This window comes from Microbacterium sp. SW12, assembly GCF_055391095.1.
In genome coordinates this window covers 2,332,999-2,350,228 of the sequence record NZ_AP024335.1, presented here as the reverse complement: position 1 = coordinate 2,350,228, position 17,230 = coordinate 2,332,999, and the positions used below count along the sequence as shown (strand labels likewise).

General features: G+C 67.6%; 16 protein-coding genes and 1 pseudogene. 11 read left to right on the top strand and 6 right to left on the bottom strand.

The window, feature by feature from the left end:
• Positions 1-149: 149 nt before the first annotated feature.
• Positions 150-1,526: a multidrug effflux MFS transporter gene (locus tag MICSW_RS11890; protein ID WP_464495998.1), complete on the top strand. Its 1,377-nt coding sequence runs from the start codon at positions 150-152 to the stop codon at positions 1,524-1,526.
• On the opposite strand, the gene MICSW_RS11885 is transcribed toward MICSW_RS11890, so the two are convergent.
• Positions 1,516-2,109, bottom strand: coding sequence for a nitroreductase family deazaflavin-dependent oxidoreductase (locus MICSW_RS11885; RefSeq protein WP_464495997.1), 594 nt, complete (start codon positions 2,107-2,109; stop codon positions 1,516-1,518). The two genes, MICSW_RS11890 and MICSW_RS11885, sit on opposite strands and share 11 nt — an antisense overlap.
• A gap of 46 nt (positions 2,110-2,155) precedes the next feature.
• On the opposite strand from MICSW_RS11885, the gene MICSW_RS11880 reads away from it, so the two are divergent.
• Together MICSW_RS11880 and MICSW_RS11875 are read left to right on the top strand one after the other, a co-directional pair.
• Complete coding sequence (locus tag MICSW_RS11880; RefSeq protein ID WP_464495996.1) at positions 2,156-2,788, top strand: GNAT family N-acetyltransferase; 633 nt, start codon at positions 2,156-2,158, stop codon at positions 2,786-2,788.
• 9 nt (positions 2,789-2,797) lie between these two features.
• Positions 2,798-4,350: pseudogene (locus MICSW_RS11875) on the top strand (SDR family oxidoreductase).
• Here MICSW_RS11875 and cydC read toward each other — a convergent pair.
• Positions 4,347-6,008: a thiol reductant ABC exporter subunit CydC gene (gene cydC, locus MICSW_RS11870; protein ID WP_228177955.1), complete on the bottom strand. Its 1,662-nt coding sequence runs from the start codon at positions 6,006-6,008 to the stop codon at positions 4,347-4,349. The pseudogene MICSW_RS11875 and the gene cydC sit on opposite strands and share 4 nt — an antisense overlap.
• Positions 6,005-7,666 (bottom strand): thiol reductant ABC exporter subunit CydD, encoded by a 1,662-nt coding sequence (gene cydD, locus MICSW_RS11865; protein ID WP_292732758.1) that lies wholly within the window; start codon positions 7,664-7,666, stop codon positions 6,005-6,007. The genes cydC and cydD overlap by 4 nt, the downstream gene beginning before the upstream one ends.
• A gap of 173 nt (positions 7,667-7,839) precedes the next feature.
• Between cydD and MICSW_RS11860 the strand changes: the two genes are divergently transcribed.
• The 4 genes from MICSW_RS11860 to MICSW_RS11845 are packed head-to-tail and all read left to right on the top strand — an operon-like array spanning position 7,840 to position 10,603.
• Entirely contained in the window at positions 7,840-8,232 is a 393-nt protein-coding gene (locus MICSW_RS11860; protein ID WP_375236855.1) for a TOBE domain-containing protein, read from the top strand.
• A 3-nt stretch (positions 8,233-8,235) separates the two neighbouring features.
• Positions 8,236-9,021 carry a molybdate ABC transporter substrate-binding protein gene (gene modA / locus MICSW_RS11855; RefSeq protein WP_228177958.1) on the top strand — a complete coding sequence of 262 codons (786 nt, stop codon included), beginning with the start codon at positions 8,236-8,238 and terminating at the stop codon, positions 9,019-9,021.
• Positions 9,018-9,836, top strand: coding sequence for an ABC transporter permease (locus MICSW_RS11850; RefSeq protein ID WP_228177959.1), 819 nt, complete (start codon positions 9,018-9,020; stop codon positions 9,834-9,836). The genes modA and MICSW_RS11850 overlap by 4 nt, the downstream gene beginning before the upstream one ends.
• The gene (locus MICSW_RS11845; RefSeq protein WP_228177960.1) at positions 9,833-10,603 is read left to right on the top strand and encodes an ABC transporter ATP-binding protein; all 771 of its coding nucleotides are present in this window, start codon (positions 9,833-9,835) and stop codon (positions 10,601-10,603) included. Before MICSW_RS11850 ends, MICSW_RS11845 begins: the two co-directional genes overlap by 4 nt.
• Before the next feature lie 60 nt (positions 10,604-10,663).
• Here the strand turns inward: MICSW_RS11845 and cydB are convergent, their stop codons facing one another.
• From cydB to MICSW_RS11830, 3 genes are all read right to left on the bottom strand, one after another.
• Positions 10,664-11,695, bottom strand: coding sequence for a cytochrome d ubiquinol oxidase subunit II (gene cydB, locus MICSW_RS11840; RefSeq protein ID WP_228177961.1), 1,032 nt, complete (start codon positions 11,693-11,695; stop codon positions 10,664-10,666).
• Between the two features lie 12 nt (positions 11,696-11,707).
• Complete coding sequence (locus MICSW_RS11835; RefSeq protein WP_228177962.1) at positions 11,708-13,150, bottom strand: cytochrome ubiquinol oxidase subunit I; 1,443 nt, start codon at positions 13,148-13,150, stop codon at positions 11,708-11,710.
• A gap of 161 nt (positions 13,151-13,311) precedes the next feature.
• Complete coding sequence (locus tag MICSW_RS11830) at positions 13,312-13,956, bottom strand: helix-turn-helix transcriptional regulator (RefSeq protein ID WP_292732750.1); 645 nt, start codon at positions 13,954-13,956, stop codon at positions 13,312-13,314.
• Between the two features lie 89 nt (positions 13,957-14,045).
• On the opposite strand from MICSW_RS11830, the gene MICSW_RS11825 reads away from it, so the two are divergent.
• From MICSW_RS11825 to MICSW_RS11810, 4 genes are all read left to right on the top strand, one after another.
• On the top strand, positions 14,046-14,654 hold the full coding sequence (locus MICSW_RS11825; RefSeq protein ID WP_292732748.1) for a hypothetical protein: 609 nt from the start codon (positions 14,046-14,048) through the stop codon (positions 14,652-14,654).
• A gap of 79 nt (positions 14,655-14,733) precedes the next feature.
• On the top strand, positions 14,734-15,390 hold the full coding sequence (locus MICSW_RS11820; protein ID WP_464495995.1) for a copper resistance CopC family protein: 657 nt from the start codon (positions 14,734-14,736) through the stop codon (positions 15,388-15,390).
• Between the two features lie 11 nt (positions 15,391-15,401).
• Positions 15,402-15,956: a copper chaperone PCu(A)C gene (locus MICSW_RS11815; protein ID WP_443477147.1), complete on the top strand. Its 555-nt coding sequence runs from the start codon at positions 15,402-15,404 to the stop codon at positions 15,954-15,956.
• Positions 15,956-17,185 carry a Dyp-type peroxidase gene (locus MICSW_RS11810; RefSeq protein ID WP_464495994.1) on the top strand — a complete coding sequence of 410 codons (1,230 nt, stop codon included), beginning with the start codon at positions 15,956-15,958 and terminating at the stop codon, positions 17,183-17,185. The genes MICSW_RS11815 and MICSW_RS11810 overlap by 1 nt, the downstream gene beginning before the upstream one ends.
• Positions 17,186-17,230 lie beyond the last annotated feature (45 nt).

Sequence of the window (17,230 nt, the reverse complement as noted above, 5' to 3'; positions counted from 1 at the left end):
AAGCTCGAAGGGGCGTCCCGGGGAGGGGCGCCCCTTCGCTTTCTGATGCCGCCGTGTCGAGCATCCGTTATCATGGAGTCGAATCGATTCGACGCCGATCGGGGGCGTGGGTACTCCGATCCCGCGCAACCTCCCCCTGAACGGAACCCGTGCTCGACACTGCCTCCATTCCCGTAACACCCGCGGACGCGTCTGCTGCTGACCGGCCGGAGCTCACCCCGACCGGATCGGTGCGGCTTCGTTCGGCGACCGGTGCGATCCGCACCCTTGGAGCCAACCCGGCAACAGCGCCGGTCATGCTGCACCCCGGCGATGCCATCCCCACGCGGCGCCGCGTGCTGTACATCATCCTGCTCGGCGCGCTGACGGCGCTCGGGCCGTTCACGATCGACCTCTACCTCCCGGCCTTCCCGGTGCTCGAGGCCGACTTCCAGACGACGTCGGCGGCGATTCAACTCACCCTGACGGGCACGATGATCGGCTTCGCTGTCGGGCAGCTGGTCGTAGGCCCGCTCAGCGACAAAGTCGGGCGACGGATGCCGCTGATCGCCGTGACCGTGCTGCATGTGCTGGCCAGCGCAGCTGCAGCGCTCTCGCCGACGCTCATCACCCTCGGCGCCGCCCGGTTCTTCATGGGAGTGGGGGCTGCCGCGGGAGGCGTGGTTGCAATGGCGATCGTGCGCGACCTGTTCGGCGGGAAGCGGCTGGTCGTGATGCTCAGTCGACTCGCACTCGTGAGCGGTGTTGCCCCGGTCGTTGCGCCTCTCATCGGCTCGGCGCTTCTGATCGTCATGGCGTGGCAGGGGATCTTCGTCGTTCTCGCCGTGTACGGCGTGGTGATGCTCGTCAGCACGATCTTCATCATCCCCGAGACCCTGCCGCCGGCCCGTCGGCACGACAAGGGGAGCACCACGACCTGGCAGCGCTACCGGTCGGTGCTCAGCGACCGCGTGTTCCTGGGCGTTCTGGTGATCGGCGGGATGAACTTCAGCGGCCTGTTCTCATACCTGTCGGCCTCGCCCTTCCTCTTTCAGGAGGGCTACGGGTTCGATCCGCAGGCATACGGTCTGCTGTTCGCCGTGAACTCCCTGGGCATCGTCTTCGGTGTGCAGATGGCCTCGCGGCTGGCTGCCCGGTTCGGCCCCCAGTGGGTGCTGGCGTTCTCGACGGCCGGCACCGTCGTGTTCGGTTCTGCCATCATCCTCGCCGACAGCTTGGGTCTCGGCCTGTGGGGAACGATGGTTCCCCTCTTCCTGTTCATCACGTCGGTCGGCTTCGGCTTCCCGTGTGTGCAGGTGCTCGCGCTCGATCGCCACGGCAAGGCGGCGGGGACGGCAGCATCCATCCTCGGCGCCGTGAACTTCGGTGTGGCAGGCGCGGTCTCGCCTCTCGTCGGCTGGCTCTCTGCCAGTGCCGGCATCACCGCCACGACAATGGCATCGGTCATGGTCGGATGCGGAGCGATCGCGGTCATCGCACTGTGGACGATCGTGCGGCCGCGGACGGTGCAGGCCCTCACTCCGTAGGATCCGGCTCCCAGCCCGCTGTCGCTGCGTGGCGCAGCACGGGCTGAAGCCGGAACAGCCGCACCGTGCGGTGTGATTCTCGCTCGTAGGCGCGGTAGCCGGGCCACTGCGCTTCGATGCGAGCCCACACGGTCTCTCGTTCATCGTCCGGGATGACGGTCGCGTGCACGAGCATCCGCCGCCCGCGAACCGTGATCGCAGCATCCGGATGGGCGAGCAGATTCGTCGTCCAAGCGGGGTGGCGTTCGCCGGCGAAGTTGGTCCCGGCGACGATCGCCCGGCCCTGTCCGTCGGGGGTGTACATCAGCGGAACATCACGGATGAGACCGCTTCTGGCCCCGGTCGTGTGGAGAACGAGTGAGGGAACCAGGACGGCGCTGAGCTGCACTCGGCCGCCGCTGAGGGCGGCGAAGAACCGCTCGACCGGGGGAGCAGGCGGGGACCTGCCGCGCGGAAGAGCCGGGTTCTGGTGAGAGGCGCCAGAAGCGCGCGGAGCAGGTTGCGCACCGGCCGCGCGATGCGCTGTGCGATCTCGGACACCCGACCAGTGCTCACACCCACGCGTTCGTCCTCCCCCCGCCATCCTCGCACCTCATTGCAGGGTAGCCACCCCCGCGTACGATCGGGGCGTGGCCAGGATTCGAGCATTTCGCCCCGAGGACAAGGCGGCGCTGTCGTCGGTGTGCATTCGCACTGCGGATGCCGGAGCCGATGCGAGAGGCATCCTGACCGACGACGAGATCTGGCCCGAGGTGTTCCTGCGCCCCTACCTTGCGCGGCACCCGGACTACGCTTTCGTGGTCGACGTCGACGGTGAGCCCGTCGGGTATCTCGTCTGCGCGCCCGATACGAGGTCTTTCGAGGACTGGTTCAGCACGTCGTGGTGGCCCGAGCGCCGGTCGCGGTGGGCTCCGGATGTCGACGCCGGAGATCCGCGTGCGGAGCGAACCGCCGGCATCCTGCGTCATGCAGCCGCCAGACGCGCAGGAGCCGAACCCTACGGTGACGCCTATCCCGCTCATCTGCACATCGACCTGCTCCCACAGGCGCAGGGCCAGGGATGGGGGCGACGGTTGATCGACGCGCTCATCGAGACCCTCCGTGAGCGCGGAGTCTCGGGCGTGCACCTGGTCGCCGATGCGGCCAACACGTCAGCTCTCGCCTTCTACTACCGTCTCGGGTTCGCAAGGCTCGCCTCGCACGAGGGAGTTCAAGCGTTTGGAATGTCGCTGGGCGGCCCCGAGGGGTCGGGTCCGCGTTAGCCTGCCGGTGTGGAAGACCTCACCGCCCCGACCGGCCGCGAGCCTGCTCTCGCAGCTTCAGCCCGTGCCGACGGCGAGAAGCCGCGCACGCTCGTGCTCGGTGCCACCGGATATCTCGGCGGACGACTTGTTCCGCGGCTTCTGAACGCCGGATATCGCGTGCGGGTGCTTGCCCGCCATCCGGAGCGCGTCGCCGCCTTCTCGTGGGGCGATCGCGTCGAGGTCGTCGCTGGCGACGCGAAGGACCCGGATGCCGTTGCCGACGCCGTGCGCGACGTTGACGTTCTCTACTACCTCATCCACTCCATGATGTCGGGTCGGTCTTTCGAGCAGACCGACCACGACGTTGCCACCACCGTGGCGGATGCCGCAGCTGCGGCATCCGTGGCCCGCATCGTGTACCTCGGTGGCCTTCATCCCGACGACGCTCCGCTGTCGCCTCACCTTCGCAGTCGCGTCGAGGTCGGCGAGATCCTGCTCGCCTCGGGAGTGCCGACGCTCGTGCTGCAGGCGGGTGTCGTCATCGGGTCGGGGTCGGCGTCGTTCGAGATGGTGCGGCACCTGACCGATGTTCTTCCCTACATGCCAGCGCCCAAGTGGGTGCGCAACTGCATCCAGCCGATCGCGGTGCGCGACGTGTTGCACTACCTGCTCGGTGCGGCGCACGTTCCCGCTGAGGTGAACACGGCCGTCGACATCGGCGGCCCCGACGTGTTGCGGTACGGGCAGATGATGAACGGGTACGCGGTCGTCGCGGGCCTCCCGCAGCGCGCGATTGCCGCACTCCCCGTGCTCACCCCGCGTCTCGCCTCGCTGTGGGTCAACCTCGTCACGCCGATCCCCGCCGCTATCGCTCGCCCGCTGGTCGAGTCGCTGCAGGTTGACTGTGTCGTGCGCTCCTGGGCTGTCGATGATCTCATCCCTCGGCCAGGCGACGGGCTCATGCGGTACCGGGATGCCGTGGCTCTGGCTCTTAGCCGCGAGAAGGAGGACACCGTCGAGACGAGCTGGGCCGATGCGGAGCTCTTGGATGTGCCCTCCAGCCCGTTGCCGAGTGACCCAGACTGGGCCGGTCAGGTCGTGTTCGTCGATGAGCGTTCCGCGACGACTCCCGCACCGGCATCCGCGCTGTGGCGGGTGATCGAGGGCATCGGTGGGCAGAACGGCTGGTACTCCTCGCCCCTGCTGTGGGCGATTCGGGGATGGATGGACCGACTCGTGGGGGAGTGGGGCTGCAGCGCGGACGCCGGAGCAAGGGTCGGCTGTCAGCCGGTGATGCCCTCGACTTCTGGCGTGTCGAAGCGATCGAGCACGGGAGCTTCCTGCGGCTGCGGGCCGAGATGAAGGTTCCGGGTCTGGCGTGGCTTGAACTGCGGGCAGTCCCGACCGAGACCGGATCGCGCTATGAGCAGCGCGCCGTTTTCTTCCCGCACGGACTTGCCGGGCGCCTGTACTGGTTCGCCGTGCTGCCCTTCCACGGGTTCATCTTCAGCGGGATGGCCAATCGAATCGCGGCGACCGCCGAGACCTTCGTCGAGGATGCGGAACGGGTTGATGTCTAGGCCAGAGCGCCGCGCTCCAGGCGCACGACGCGGTCGACCAATCCCTCCGGGACGGTGACGTGCGAGATCAGCACGACGCATTGGTGCGGCTCGACGGCCGAGAGCAGGTCGATGAGCAGCGCATCCGATGCCGCGGGGTCAACGCCAGCGGTCGGTTCGTCAAGAACCAGGACGGGGAACCCATGCAGCAGCGCACGGGCTAGGGCGATCCGTTGTGCTTGGCCGCCCGAGACCAGCTGCCCCCGCTCACCGACCCGGGCATCCAGCCCGCCGCGCTCTCGCAGCCACGGTCCGAGTCCGACGCGCTCAAGGACCGCCTCGAGATCGGCATCCGTGGCGTCGTCGCGCGCAAAGAGCAGGTTCTGTCGGATGTCTTCATCGAACAGCATGGGGCTCTGCTCACACAGTCCGACGGTTCTGCGCAGGTCGTCCGAGGCGATCGCGTGCGCGTCGGTATCTCCGATGCGGTACTCGCCGGTGCTGTCGAGGAAGCGCACCAGCGCGTGCGCCAGGGTCGATTTGCCCGCACCCGATGACCCGACGACCAGAAGTCTTTCGCCGGGACGGATCTCGAGCGCGATGTCGCGCAGCGCTGCGTCGTCCGAGTGTGGCCAGGTGGCCGAGAGATCGCGCAGAACGATTCCGTCGCCGAGAGCGGGGGCCGCTCCGGTCGCGAGAGGCTCATCGCGGACGATCCCCGCCGGGGGCTCGGCGGGGAGAGCTGCAGCGATGCGCTCTGCCGATGCGTGAACCTGGCGCCAGGCGGCGGCGGCCAGCGGCACCGCGGCGAAGACCTCGAAGACCGCCATCGGGACGAGGACCGCCACCGCAAGGTTCGGGCCCGTAAGCGTTCCGGTTGCGACGGCGGGCATCGTTACGAGGATCGCTGCGAGCGAGGCGGCCCCCGCAAGCAGCGAGATGATCCCCGCGGCTCCAGCCTGTGCGCCTGTGCGCCGGATGATTGCGCGGCGGAGTTTGCTGTCGGCTTCCTGGATGCGGGTGCGGCTGGCCTCTTCGGCGCCGTAGGCAAGAAGCACATCGAGGCTGCCGAGATGATCGAGGAGAGCATCGGCGAGCCGGGAGCGCAGGGGGGCAATCGCCCGCTCCGCCCGGGCGCCGGCTGCCCACCCCCAGCCGACAGCGATGAGCGCGGCGATGGCGAGGCAGGCAAGCAGCGTCAGCCCCGCGGGCCACGAAATGATCGTCACGAGTACGACAGCTGCCAGCGCCACTGTCGCGGATGCGACCAGAGGCTGCACGACGCGCAGGGGCAGGTTTTGAAGATCGTCGACGTCGTCCACCAGTGCGCCGAGGACAGACCCGCGCCTGGTGCGGGTGAGCCCGTCGGGCGCGAGCGGAATGAGGCGGCGCACCATGTCGGTGCGTGTCGTGGCGAGTTGGCGCAGTGCAGCGTCATGCCCGGCGAGCCGGTCGACATACCGGAAGACCGATCGGGTCAGCGCGAAGAAGCGCACGCCGACGACCGCTACAGAGATATAGAGCACCGGCACCATCTCGCTGGAGCGAACGATCAGCCACGCGCTGGTCGCCAGCAGCCCTACCGCTGACGCCTCTGAGATGAACGCGGAAGCCGCTCCCGGCCAGAACCGACGCAGCGGCGGCATCGCGCCCCGGAGGACGTCGCGTGCCGTGGTCATGCCATCACCTCGCTCACGGTCACCGTGACGATCTGATCGGCGATCGCGCGCGCGCTCTCGCGATGGGAAACCAAGAGAACTGTCGCGCCGGCGTCGGCGAGCTCGCGAACGGATGCCCACAGTCGCGCCTCGGTCTCGGCATCCAGTGCCGCGCTGGGTTCGTCGAGCGCGATGACGCTCGCCGCTTTCCGGAGGTGTCGATAGAACGCCCGCGCCACCGCGACGCGCTGCGCCTGGCCGCCGGAGAGCCCTGCTCCCTGGACGCCGAGTTCTTTCTCGGGGTGGATCTCGTCGGCGCACGCCAAGCGCAGCGCCCGGGCGACGAGCGCGGCATCGGGGCGGGTATCGCCCAGGGCGACGTTCGCAGCGACAGTGCCGGAGATGAGTCCAGGTTGCTGCCCCGCCCAGGCGAGCCATCCGGCAGGATCGAGGGCGGCGATCTCGATGCCACCGTAGCTGGCTGCGCCGGAGTAGCCCGCTGCACGGCGCAGAGCGGCGAGGATGCTCGACTTGCCCGCGCCGCTGGGGCCCTCAATGAGGGTCACGAGGCCGGGCCGGGCCCGAAGGCTGATGGCGGGCAGAACACGCTCACCGCGATGGACGGTGAGTTCATCGAGCACGAGTTCGGCTCCATCTCGGGTGTCTAGGGACCGCCCACCTCCGCCGACCGTGGTGGAGTAGGCATCCAGGACGTCGAAGATGTCGTCGGTTGCGGCGACGCCCTCCGCTGCAGCATGGAACTGGACGCCGACCTGACGAAGCGGGAGATATGCCTCGGGTGCGAGGAGGAGCACGAACAGGCCGACCGTGAGAGCCAGGGAACCGTCGAGCAGGCGGAAGCCGATCGTGACGGCGACGATCGCGACGGCGATCGAGGCGAGGAACTCGAGCATGAAGCCCGAGAGGAATGAGACCCGGAGGACCTTCATCGTCTCGCGCCGGTACCGTGTCGTGACGCTCTCGATCGAGGCCGCGGCGCGGTGCTGACGGCCGAACACCTTCAGGGTCGACAGCCCCTGCACGGTGTCGCTGAAGCGCGCGGCGAGCTGGCCAAGCGTTTGCCACTGGCGCTGCTGCACGGCTCGGGTGGCTAGCCCGATGAGAACCATGAAGATCGGAATGAGGGGGAGGGTCAGCAGCACGATCAGGCCGCTGAGCCAGTCCTGCCACCACATGACACCGACCAGGATGGGGGTGGCGATCGCGGTGAGCACCAGCTGCGGCAGGTAGCGGCCGAAGTAGGCATCCAGGGCTTCGAGTCCGCGGCCCGCAGTTACCGCGAGCTGCGCGGTGTTCCGGTTAGCGAGCCACTCCGGACCGAGTGTGCTGACTGCGCCCACGAGGTGATCGCGCAACTCGCTCTCGACGCGTGCGGCAGCTCGAGATGAAGCTGCCTCCCGCGCCCAGATCAAGACAGCGCGCACAGCGATCGTGGCGCCGAGCGCCATCAGCGTCGGCGCTAGCTCGTTCAGCCGCACCCCGTCGATCGCGCTAACGATTCCCGTCGTGAGGAACCAGGCGAAGGCGACGATCGTCAAGGTCTGGGCAAGGCCGATGACCGCGATCAGGGCGAAGAAGCCGCGGGAGCTTCGCGCGTAACGAAGGAGACGAGGGTCGACAGGTCCCCGACGGGCTGGTCGGTCCTGCTCGGCGGGCATGAATCGAGTCTGCCTCATTTCGTCGGGCCGACGCCCAGGTCGACCGTGCCAAAGGTCCCGCTGCTGCGGCAGGCATCTGCGGCCGCAGCATCGGAAAGAATCCGCATGGCAGGCCGCGCAAGCGGAACTTATACCTCCAGATGCCCGCATTCACGGAATGTTAGGGTTTGAGGATGCACGCTTATCGCATTGCCGATGCTGCCCGTCTGCTCGGGGTGAGCGATGACACCGTCCGGCGGTGGATTGAGGCGGGCAGTCTCGCCACAACGGGAGCAAGCCCGGCCGAGATCCCCGGCGACGCGCTCGCCCAGCGCGCGGTGGAGCGCGCACAGCAGGCAGCCGAGGCATCCGACGCGCTCTCGAGCGCCCGTAATCGATTCGTGGGCCTGGTGACCCGTGTGCAGATTGACGGGGTGATGGCCCAGGTCGACATCCAGTCCGGCCCCCACCGGGTCGTATCCCTCATGTCAGCAGAGGCCGTTCGCGAGCTAGACCTCGAGGTCGGATCGCTTGCCGCGGCAGTCGTCAAGGCGACGACAGTCATCGTTGAAGCACCGAAGGACTGAGCAGTGACTCTTCCGCTCGTAGCCCGCGCCGCGCTCGCCGCTGCTTTCGTGCTCGTTCTGGCCGGCTGTTCGGCGGTGTACACAGACGAATCACCGACCGCCTCGACGCCCGAGGTCTCTGGCGAGCTGACGGTCTTCGCTGCGGCGTCGCTCCAGGGGGCGTTCACGGAGATCGCCGCGCGGTTCGAAGACGCCTACCCCGACGTGGACGTCCGCCCGATCACCTACGACGGCTCCGCCACCCTGGCGACACAGATCGTCGAGGGAGCGCCAGCTGACGTCTTTGCCGCAGCGAACGAGTCGACCATGGCGACAGTTGTCGATGCCGGGCTTGCCGAGGCTCCGCAGCTGTTCGCCTCGAACACTCTCGTGATCGTCGTGCCCGCGGGCAACCCGGCGGATGTCTCAGAGCTCGCCGACCTGGCCGATCCGGACCTGTCTGTCGTCTTATGTGCTCCGGAGGTGCCGTGCGGTTCGGCGTCGCAGAGGCTCCTTGCGGGTGCTGACGTGTCAGTCGCACCCGCGAGTCTCGAGCAGAACGTCACCGCGGTGCTCACCAAAGTCGCTGCCGGCGAGGCCGATGCGGGCCTGGTGTACCGCACGGATGTCGCCGGTCGCGAAGACGTCGAATCGATCGTTCCCGATGGTGCCGAGGCCGTCGTGAATCTCTATCCCATCGCTGCGCTCCGCGCCGCCGCCTCGCCTCAGGCAGCGGCAGCGTTCATCACCTATGTCAGCGGACTCGAAGGACAGCGCGTCCTTGCTTCGTTCGGATTCGGCGCGCCGTGAGCACGGGAACCGGAACGCTTCTTCCGCGTGCGTTGATCGTTCCGGCGCTGCTCGGCCTCGCGTTTCTCGTCCTGCCACTCATCGCGCTCATCGCCCGGGTGCAGTGGGGCACCTTCTGGGCTGACATCACCTCGACCGAGGCTGCACAAGCTCTCGGGTTGTCGCTGGGAACGGGACTGGCCGCGACGGGGCTCTGTGTGCTGCTGGGCCTTCCCCTCGCCTTGCTGATCGCCCGGTCGTCGCCTCGCACGGCTGCGGTCTTGCGAGCCCTCGTGACGGTTCCCCTGGTGCTTCCCCCGATGGTGGGGGGAGTGGCCCTGCTCTTTCTGTTCGGGCGTCGCGGCTGGGTCGGTAGCCTGCTCGCCGAGGCCGGCATGGCGTTGCCGTTCACCACGACCGCGGTCATCATGGCCCAGACCTTCGTGGCGCTGCCGTTCCTGGTCCTGGCCGTGGAGGGATCGCTTCGCGCCACGGGCACCGATCTCGAGCAGGTCGCCGCTGGGCTCGGCGCCGGGCGATGGGTGATTCTGAGCCGCGTGACTCTTCCCCTCGCAGCACCCGGGCTGATCGCCGGCGTGGTGCTGAGCTTCGCACGTGCGATCGGTGAGTTCGGCGCCACGGCGCTGTTCGCCGGCAATGCGCCCGGGGTGACCCAGACGATGCCGCTGGCGATCTACACAGCCTTCAACGGGGCCGGTGTCACGCAAGGAACTGCAGTGGCGCTCTCGCTGCTCCTGCTGGTGACGGCGTTGGCTGTGCTGTTGCTCGTGCGCGGGTGGCGAGGCGAGGCACCGAGACGGGGAGTTCCCGGATGACGGCACAGCTTTCGGCGCGGATGCGGGTCATCCGATCATCGCTCTTCGACCTGGACCTGCACCTGGATCTCGCACCGGGCGAGCGGGTTGCGGTGATGGGGCCGAGCGGCGCGGGGAAGTCGACGTTGTTGGCTGCGCTCGCCGGCTTCGTCCGCCTGGATGCCGGTCGCATCGAACTCGACGGGGATGTGATTGCCGACGCTTCGGTGCGAGGGGGCACGGCCCGCCGTGGCATCCATGTCGCTCCGATGGATCGCGGGGTTGTGCTGCTCGGGCAGGAGGCCCGCCTCTTTCCTCACCTCAGTGCCCGTGAGAACGTTGCGTTCGGCCCTCGCGCGCGGGGTCATTCCCGCACCGAGTCAGGGCATGCCGCCGATGAATGGCTCGACCGCGTCGGACTTGCCGGGTTCGGCAATCGGATGCCGGCCCAGCTCTCGGGTGGGCAGCAGCAGCGGGTGGCTGTGGCTCGCGCACTCGCCGTGGAACCGCGGCTCGTGCTGCTCGATGAACCCCTGACCGCGCTTGATATTCAGACGGCGGCAGAGATCCGGATGCTGCTGGCAGACCAGTTATGCAGCACGGCTGTGGTCATCACCCACGATCCGGTTGACGCCCTCGCCATCGCCGACCGACTCGTCGTGATCGAGCGGGGGCGAGTGACGCAGTACGGGTCGGTTCGCGAGGTAATGGGTCATCCTGCGACGCCGTTTGCGCGGGCGCTCTCAGACCACGTGCGAATTGCAGGGTGCATCGGCGACGACGGCTGAACGCAAGGACCGCCTGGCGCAGCGCCAGGCGGTCCTCGACAATCTCGGTGTTTGGCCGGTTCAGTGTTTGACGAGCTCCGCCTTCTCGATCCGCGACCGGGTGACGCGCTTGCGGAACACCCAGTACGTCCAGCCCTGGTACGCGAGGACCAGCGGGAGGAAGATCAGCGCCGCCCACGACATGATCGTGAGGGTGTAGTCGGTGCTCGAGGCGTTCTCGATCGTGAGGCTGAACGCGACATCCGTGGACGAGCGCATCACGTTCGGGAACATCGACATCCACAGCGTGAGTACCGCGAACGCGACGGTGAAGATCCCCGCCGTGAACGCCCAGCCCTCGCGCTCCTTCGTGTGGAAGAACATCGACAGCAGCAGGGCGACGGCCGCCAGGGCTGCGGCTGCGATCACCAGCGGCAGGAGCGGCGCTTCGTGAGCTGCAGCGATGAAGATCGTCCAGATCAGGAACGCTGCAGCGACCACGACGGTGATGAACCCGACCCGGGTCGCGAGGCGCTTGGCATCCTGATGCACCTGAGCGTCGGTCTTGAGGCCGATGAAGTACAGGCCGTGCAGGAAGAGCACCAGCACGAGCGTGATGCCGCCGAGCAGTCCGTACGGGTTGAGCAGCGTCAGGAGAGAACCGGTGTACTCGTGGTTCTCATCCAGCGGCACACCTTGGACAAGGTTCGCGACAGCGACACCCCACAGCAGCGCCGGCAGCACCGACCCGATGACGATCATCGTGTCGAAGCCCTTCTTCCACCGCAGGCCCTCGCGCTGGTGGCGGTACTCGAATGAGACGCCGCGCAGGATGAGGGCGAGCAGGATCAGCAGCAGCGCCAGGTAGAACCCGCTGAACAGCGACGCGTACCACTCGGGGTAGGCCGCGAACAGGCAGGCGCCGGCGACGATGAGCCAGGTCTCGTTGAAGTCCCAGACGGGACCGATCGTGTTGATGATCTGACGCTTTCCGACCTCGTCCTTGCCGAGGAAGGGGAGCGACATTCCCACGCCGAAGTCGAAGCCGTCGAGCACGAAGTAGCCGACGAACAGCACTCCGACGATCCAGAACCAGAGGTATGCGAGATCCATGATGATCAGCTCCTAGTAGACCGTCGTCGGGGTGTCTTCGCGTGAGGTCGGTTCGGCATCCGCGCTGCCCGGCTCGGGGAGCGGATCCGGTCCCTTGTGCACGGTCTTGAGGATGAGGCCGAATTCGACCACCGCAAGCGATGCGTAGATAGCGGTGAAGGCGACCAGCGAGATCAGCACCGACCAGCCGGGAACGCTCGGCGATACGCCGTCTTCGGTCAGCATGAGGCTGAACACGATCCACGGTTGGCGTCCCATCTCGGTGAACACCCAGCCGACGAGCGAGGCTACGAGTGCGATGGGTGCCGTCCAGATCGCGACGCTCCACGCCCAGCGGGGCACCTCGCGCTTGGCGTTCTTGCGGGTCAGCCACAGGCCCACGATCGCGATGAAGGTCGCGAGGAAGCCGAGGCCCATCATCCAGCGGAACGACCAGTAGGTGATCCACAGCACGGGGTTGAAGACGCCGTCCACCTGCGCGGCAAGATCCGGCCACTGCGCGGCGTACTGCGCGTTCAGGTCGTTGATGCCTTCGACGCATCCGTCGAGCGTGTGTGTCGACAGCAGCGAAAGCAGATACGGGACGCGGATCGACCAGATTTCACCGGTGCCGTCGGGGGTTCCGATCGAGAAGATCGAGAACGATGCGTCAGCACCACACGCCGAGTTGAACAGCGCCTCGGCAGCTGCCATCTTCATCGGCTGGGTGGAGACCATGACCAGACCCAGCTGGTCGCCGGCCAGGAAGGTGCCAGCGAAGGCGACGATCATGCCCCACAGCCCGAACTTCAGGGCGGGGCGCATCATCTCGATGTTTCGCTTGCGGGCCATGTGCCAGGCCGCCGCGGCGATCACCACGCCCGACGAGAACATGAACGCCGCGAAGATTGTGTGCGGGAACGCCGCCAGGGCGATCGGGTTGAAGACGACCTCGAGGAAGTTGTTCATTTCGGCGCGCGAGCCGTCCTCGGCCATCTGGTAGCCGACCGGGTTCTGCATGAACGCGTTCGCAGCGATGATGATGTATGCCGACAGCAGCGCGCCGATCGAGGCGATCCAGATGGATGCCAGGTGCAGCCCCTTCGGGAGTTTGTCCCATCCGAAGATCCACAGGCCGATGAAGGTGGCTTCGAAGAAGAACGCCATCAGCCCTTCGAAGGCGAGGGGGGCGCCGAAGACATCACCGACGAAACGCGAGTAGGACGACCAGTTCATGCCGAACTGGAACTCCTGCACGATGCCGGTCACGACTCCCATCGCGAAGTTGATCAGGAAGATCTTCCCGAAGAACCGCGTCAGGTGCAGCCACTTGACGTCGCCGGTGCGGTACCAGACGGTCTGGAAGATCGCGACGGTGACCGACATGCCGAGGGTCAGCGGCACGAACAGGAAGTGGTACAGCGTCGTGAGGCCAAACTGCCATCGGGCTAGCAGCAGCGGATCGAGCAGATCCATGATTATTCCCCCCAGATCGAGGTTGTGTACTGGTGGTCACGCTACCCCCGGCTCTATCAGCCGGGGTGAAAGTTAGGGCCGTGAATAAGTCGCCCTTGCCGGTGTCTGACCACATCACGGTACCTCGCTGGCGGCAATGCCGGAGGAGGACCTTGGTCCGGTCAGCTCGCGACGAGCTCCGCGGTACGCGAGGCCTGCCCGGCGAGAAGCTTGACCACACACCGCTCCGGATGCCGGGACGCCGTCATGCAGTCGACCCGGAGCGGCCCCCCGGCTTGGGAGAGCACGCCGTCCATGAGGCCCAGGTGCACAGCGCACAGCGTCTCCCGGTCGCGCGCGCTGGCCGAGGCGTGGGGGCAGGGGGAGAGGTCGACGGTCAGTGTCGACTCGTCGACGATGGGATCGAACCCGGCGTCCCCGAGATCCTCCACCAGGGCATCGAGCTGATGGACGGCCTCTGTCGGCAGGTCGTCGACATCCGTCCACGGCATGACCCGACGCATCAGGTCACCGCGCTGCGCAGCAGCCCGGGCCTTGTGGCGTGCGACTGCGCTGGTCGAGTCTCTGTCCTGCCCGGTCGCTGCCGAATAGAGCACTCGCGGGCGGCCGCGTGTGGTGCGGTGCTCGGTCTCGGCCACCACGTAGCCGCCGTCGACGAGCCGCTGCAGGTGTTCACGCACGGTGTTCGCGTGCAGGCCCGTCGCCTCGCACAGTTCGGTGACGGTCCGCTCGGGTCGCGCCTGCAGCAGGAACAGGATGCGGACGCGGGAGAAGCTCGAGATCGCACTGTAGGTAACGCGGGTCATAGCAGGATTATGGGTCGCCGATCGGCTCGCCCAACCGGGAATAAGGTCCCATGGGCGGGGGCCCGGTCGATGTTTGCCACAATGGATGCATGTCCCGATCGCGAGCGACGCGCGTCATCCGCGCCTCAGTCGCCGCGTCGATCGCGACCTTCGTCGCGCTGTTCTCGCACGTCGCAGCGGGCGGAGCGATGCCCTCGTGGCTGGGAATCGCCGTGCCGTGGGTGCTTTCGCTCGCCGTGTGTACGGTGCTCGTCGGCCGCGCGCTCTCACTGCCGCGACTGGGTGTCGCAGTGGTCCTCAGTCAGCTCCTGTTCCACCTGCTGTTCGTCCTCGGCGCTGACAGCGGAGCCCCTGCAGGAACAGTCGCCACCGGCCACGTCCATGGCCTCCCTGTCCTCGATCTGTCGACGGGAGCAACGCCAGTCGCCGCTGACCTGTCGATGTGGTTCGCGCACCTCGCGGCAGCCGTGCTCACGGTCGCGGCGCTGTACCGGGGTGAACGACTCGTCATCCGGCTTGGTGTCCTGGCTCGCGAGCTGCTCGCATGGGTGCGCCGGCGCATCCTCTCCGGTGTCGTCAGGCTTCCTGCGGTCGCTGAGCGACCCGGGATCGTGTGTACCCCGGCGGCGCCGCTGCGTTCGGCCCCCGTTGTCTCGCTCGTCCGGCGACGCGGTCCGCCTCTGTCTTTCGTGGTCTGACTCTCTGTCTCGACTCCCGCGGCTTCCGACTCGGCGCCGGGGGAGGCGTATCGACGTTCACTCACGAAAGGCGTTCCTCATGTCGTTGTCTCTTCGCGCCCGTGCCGGAGCCTTCGCGGCTTCGGTCGCGGTGGCCACCGTCGCGCTGTCTCTCGTCGCCGCACCCGCGTGGGCGCACGACGAGCTCATCGCGAGCTCCCCGCAGCAGAACGAGCAGCTCACGGTGGCCCCGACCGCCGTCGAGCTGATCTTCTCGGGCGAGATCATGCAGATGGGCGCAGCCGTGATCGTTGCGGATGCTCAGGAGAACGACTGGGTCGCCGGCGACATCCAGATCGACTTCGACAGCCTGACGGTGACCCTCGACGAGGGGATGCCGAACGGCGCATACGAAGTGCGGTGGCGGGTCGTCTCGTCGGACGGGCATCCGATCTCCGGCCTCATCCCCTTCACGGTGGATGATCCGGCAGCGGCATCCCCGACGCCGACGGCGACCTCCACGGCCGTGAGTTCACCCACGCCGACAGCAGATCAGACCACCGGTGGTCCTTCCGATGACGCGACCACCGCGCCGCTGGACTCGGCGGCAGAGGACGGCGGCATTCCGCGCGTCGTTCTGATCGGCGCGATCGGGGCGGCATCTGCGCTCGCCCTGTTCGGGCTGGTTCTCTTCTTCCTTCGCGGCCGCGCCGGGCGTGGCCGCCAGGGTTCCGACGAGGAACCCCCGAAGCCCTGAAAGGGAAACCTGTGAACACCCGCATTTCCACCCGATTCGGCATCCTTCTGGTTGCGGCGGCCCTCGGTCTCGCCGGCTGCGCGTCCACGGACACCGGCACAGCGACTGCCACCGAAGCCGACTCCGTCACCATCACGGATGCCTGGGTCAAGGCTGCCGACAGCGGCATGACAGCAGCCTTCGGTGAGCTCGAGAACACCGGCGACACCGACGCTGCGATCGTCTCGGTCACCTCCGACGCGTCCACGACGTTGGAACTGCACGAGGTGGTCGACGACGGCAGCGGCAGCATGGTCATGCAAGAGAAGGACGGCGGTTTCATCGTGCCGGCAGGCGGCAGCCTCACACTCGAGCCGGGCGGCTACCACTTCATGCTGATGGGCCTCACGGCTCCGCTGGTCGCCGGTGACGAAGCGACGTTCACCGTCACGTTCGAGGACGGCTCGACGATGGAGTTCACAGCACCGGTGAAGGACTTCACCGGTGCTGACGAGAACTACAACGGCGGCGGCATGGACATGGACGAGGGCCACTCGGACATGGACATGGGCGGTGACGACCAGTAATGACCGCTGATCGGAATAGCTCCGATCGCTCCGGGTCGACCCGGCGGCAGTTCCTCGTGGGGGGAGCTGTCGCCGGCGTCGGCGCTGCAGCGGCGATCGGCATCGACCTCGCCCTGACCTCCGCCCCGGATGCTCCAGCACCCGCGGCATCCGGTTCGACTCCGCAGGAGGGAACGGAGATCGTTCCCTTCTACGGCGCCCACCAGGCAGGGATCGACACCGCGGCCCAGACCTACGGGACCTTCGTCGCACTCGATCTGCTTCCCGAGGTGCAGCGTGAGGCGCAACGGCGCATGATGAAGGTCCTCACCGACGATGCGGCGCGTCTGACGCGTGGCGAGCCGGCGCTGGCGGACTCGGAGCCCGAGCTGGCGATGGCGAGGGCCCGTCTGACCGTCACGTTCGGTTTCGGTCCCGAGTTCGTGGCGCGGGCAGGAGGGGCCGGGCCGTCGTGGCTGAAGCCCCTCCCCGCCTTCTCGATCGACAGGCTCGAGCCCGCGTACACGGGCGGTGACCTGCTCATCCAGATCGCGGCCGATGACCCGCTCGTCGTCGCCCACGCGACCCGGATGCTGTTGAAGGACTCGCGGTCGTTCTCCACCGTGCGGTGGGTTCAGCGGGGGTTCCGACGCTCCGCCGGCGCGTATCCCGAGCGCAGCATGCGAAACCTCTTCGGCCAGGTCGACGGCACCGTCAACCCGGTGGCGGGGACGGCGGACTTCGACGAAGTCGTCTGGAACTCGGACGGATGGCTCGCCGGCGGCACCGGGATGGTTGTGCGCCGCATCCGAATGACGCTTGACACGTGGGACAAGCTCGATCGGTCGGGACGAGAACAGTCCGTGGGCCGCACCCTCGACACCGGTGCGCCGCTAACCGGCACGGCCGAAACCGACGATCCGGACTTCGAGGCACGCACCGCGCTCGGCTTCCCGGTGATCCCGGAGTTCTCGCACATGCGGCGGGCCCGCAGCGACAACCCTCGGGAACGCATCCTGCGCCGCCCGTACAACTACGACGATGCTCCGACCGGGGGTGCGCTGTCGGACTCGGGACTGATCTTCGCGTCGTTCCAGGCCGACATCGATGCGCAGTTCGTGCCGATGCAGCAGCGCCTTGCGGAGCTGGACCTGCTCAATGAGTGGACGATTCCGATCGGTTCGGCGGTGTTCGCCGTGCCGCCCGGGTGCGCGGAGGGCGGGTTCGTCGGGGAGACCCTCCTCGCGTAGCGCCGCTCCCGGTACAGTGATGCCCACGGGACGGATGCCGCGCCG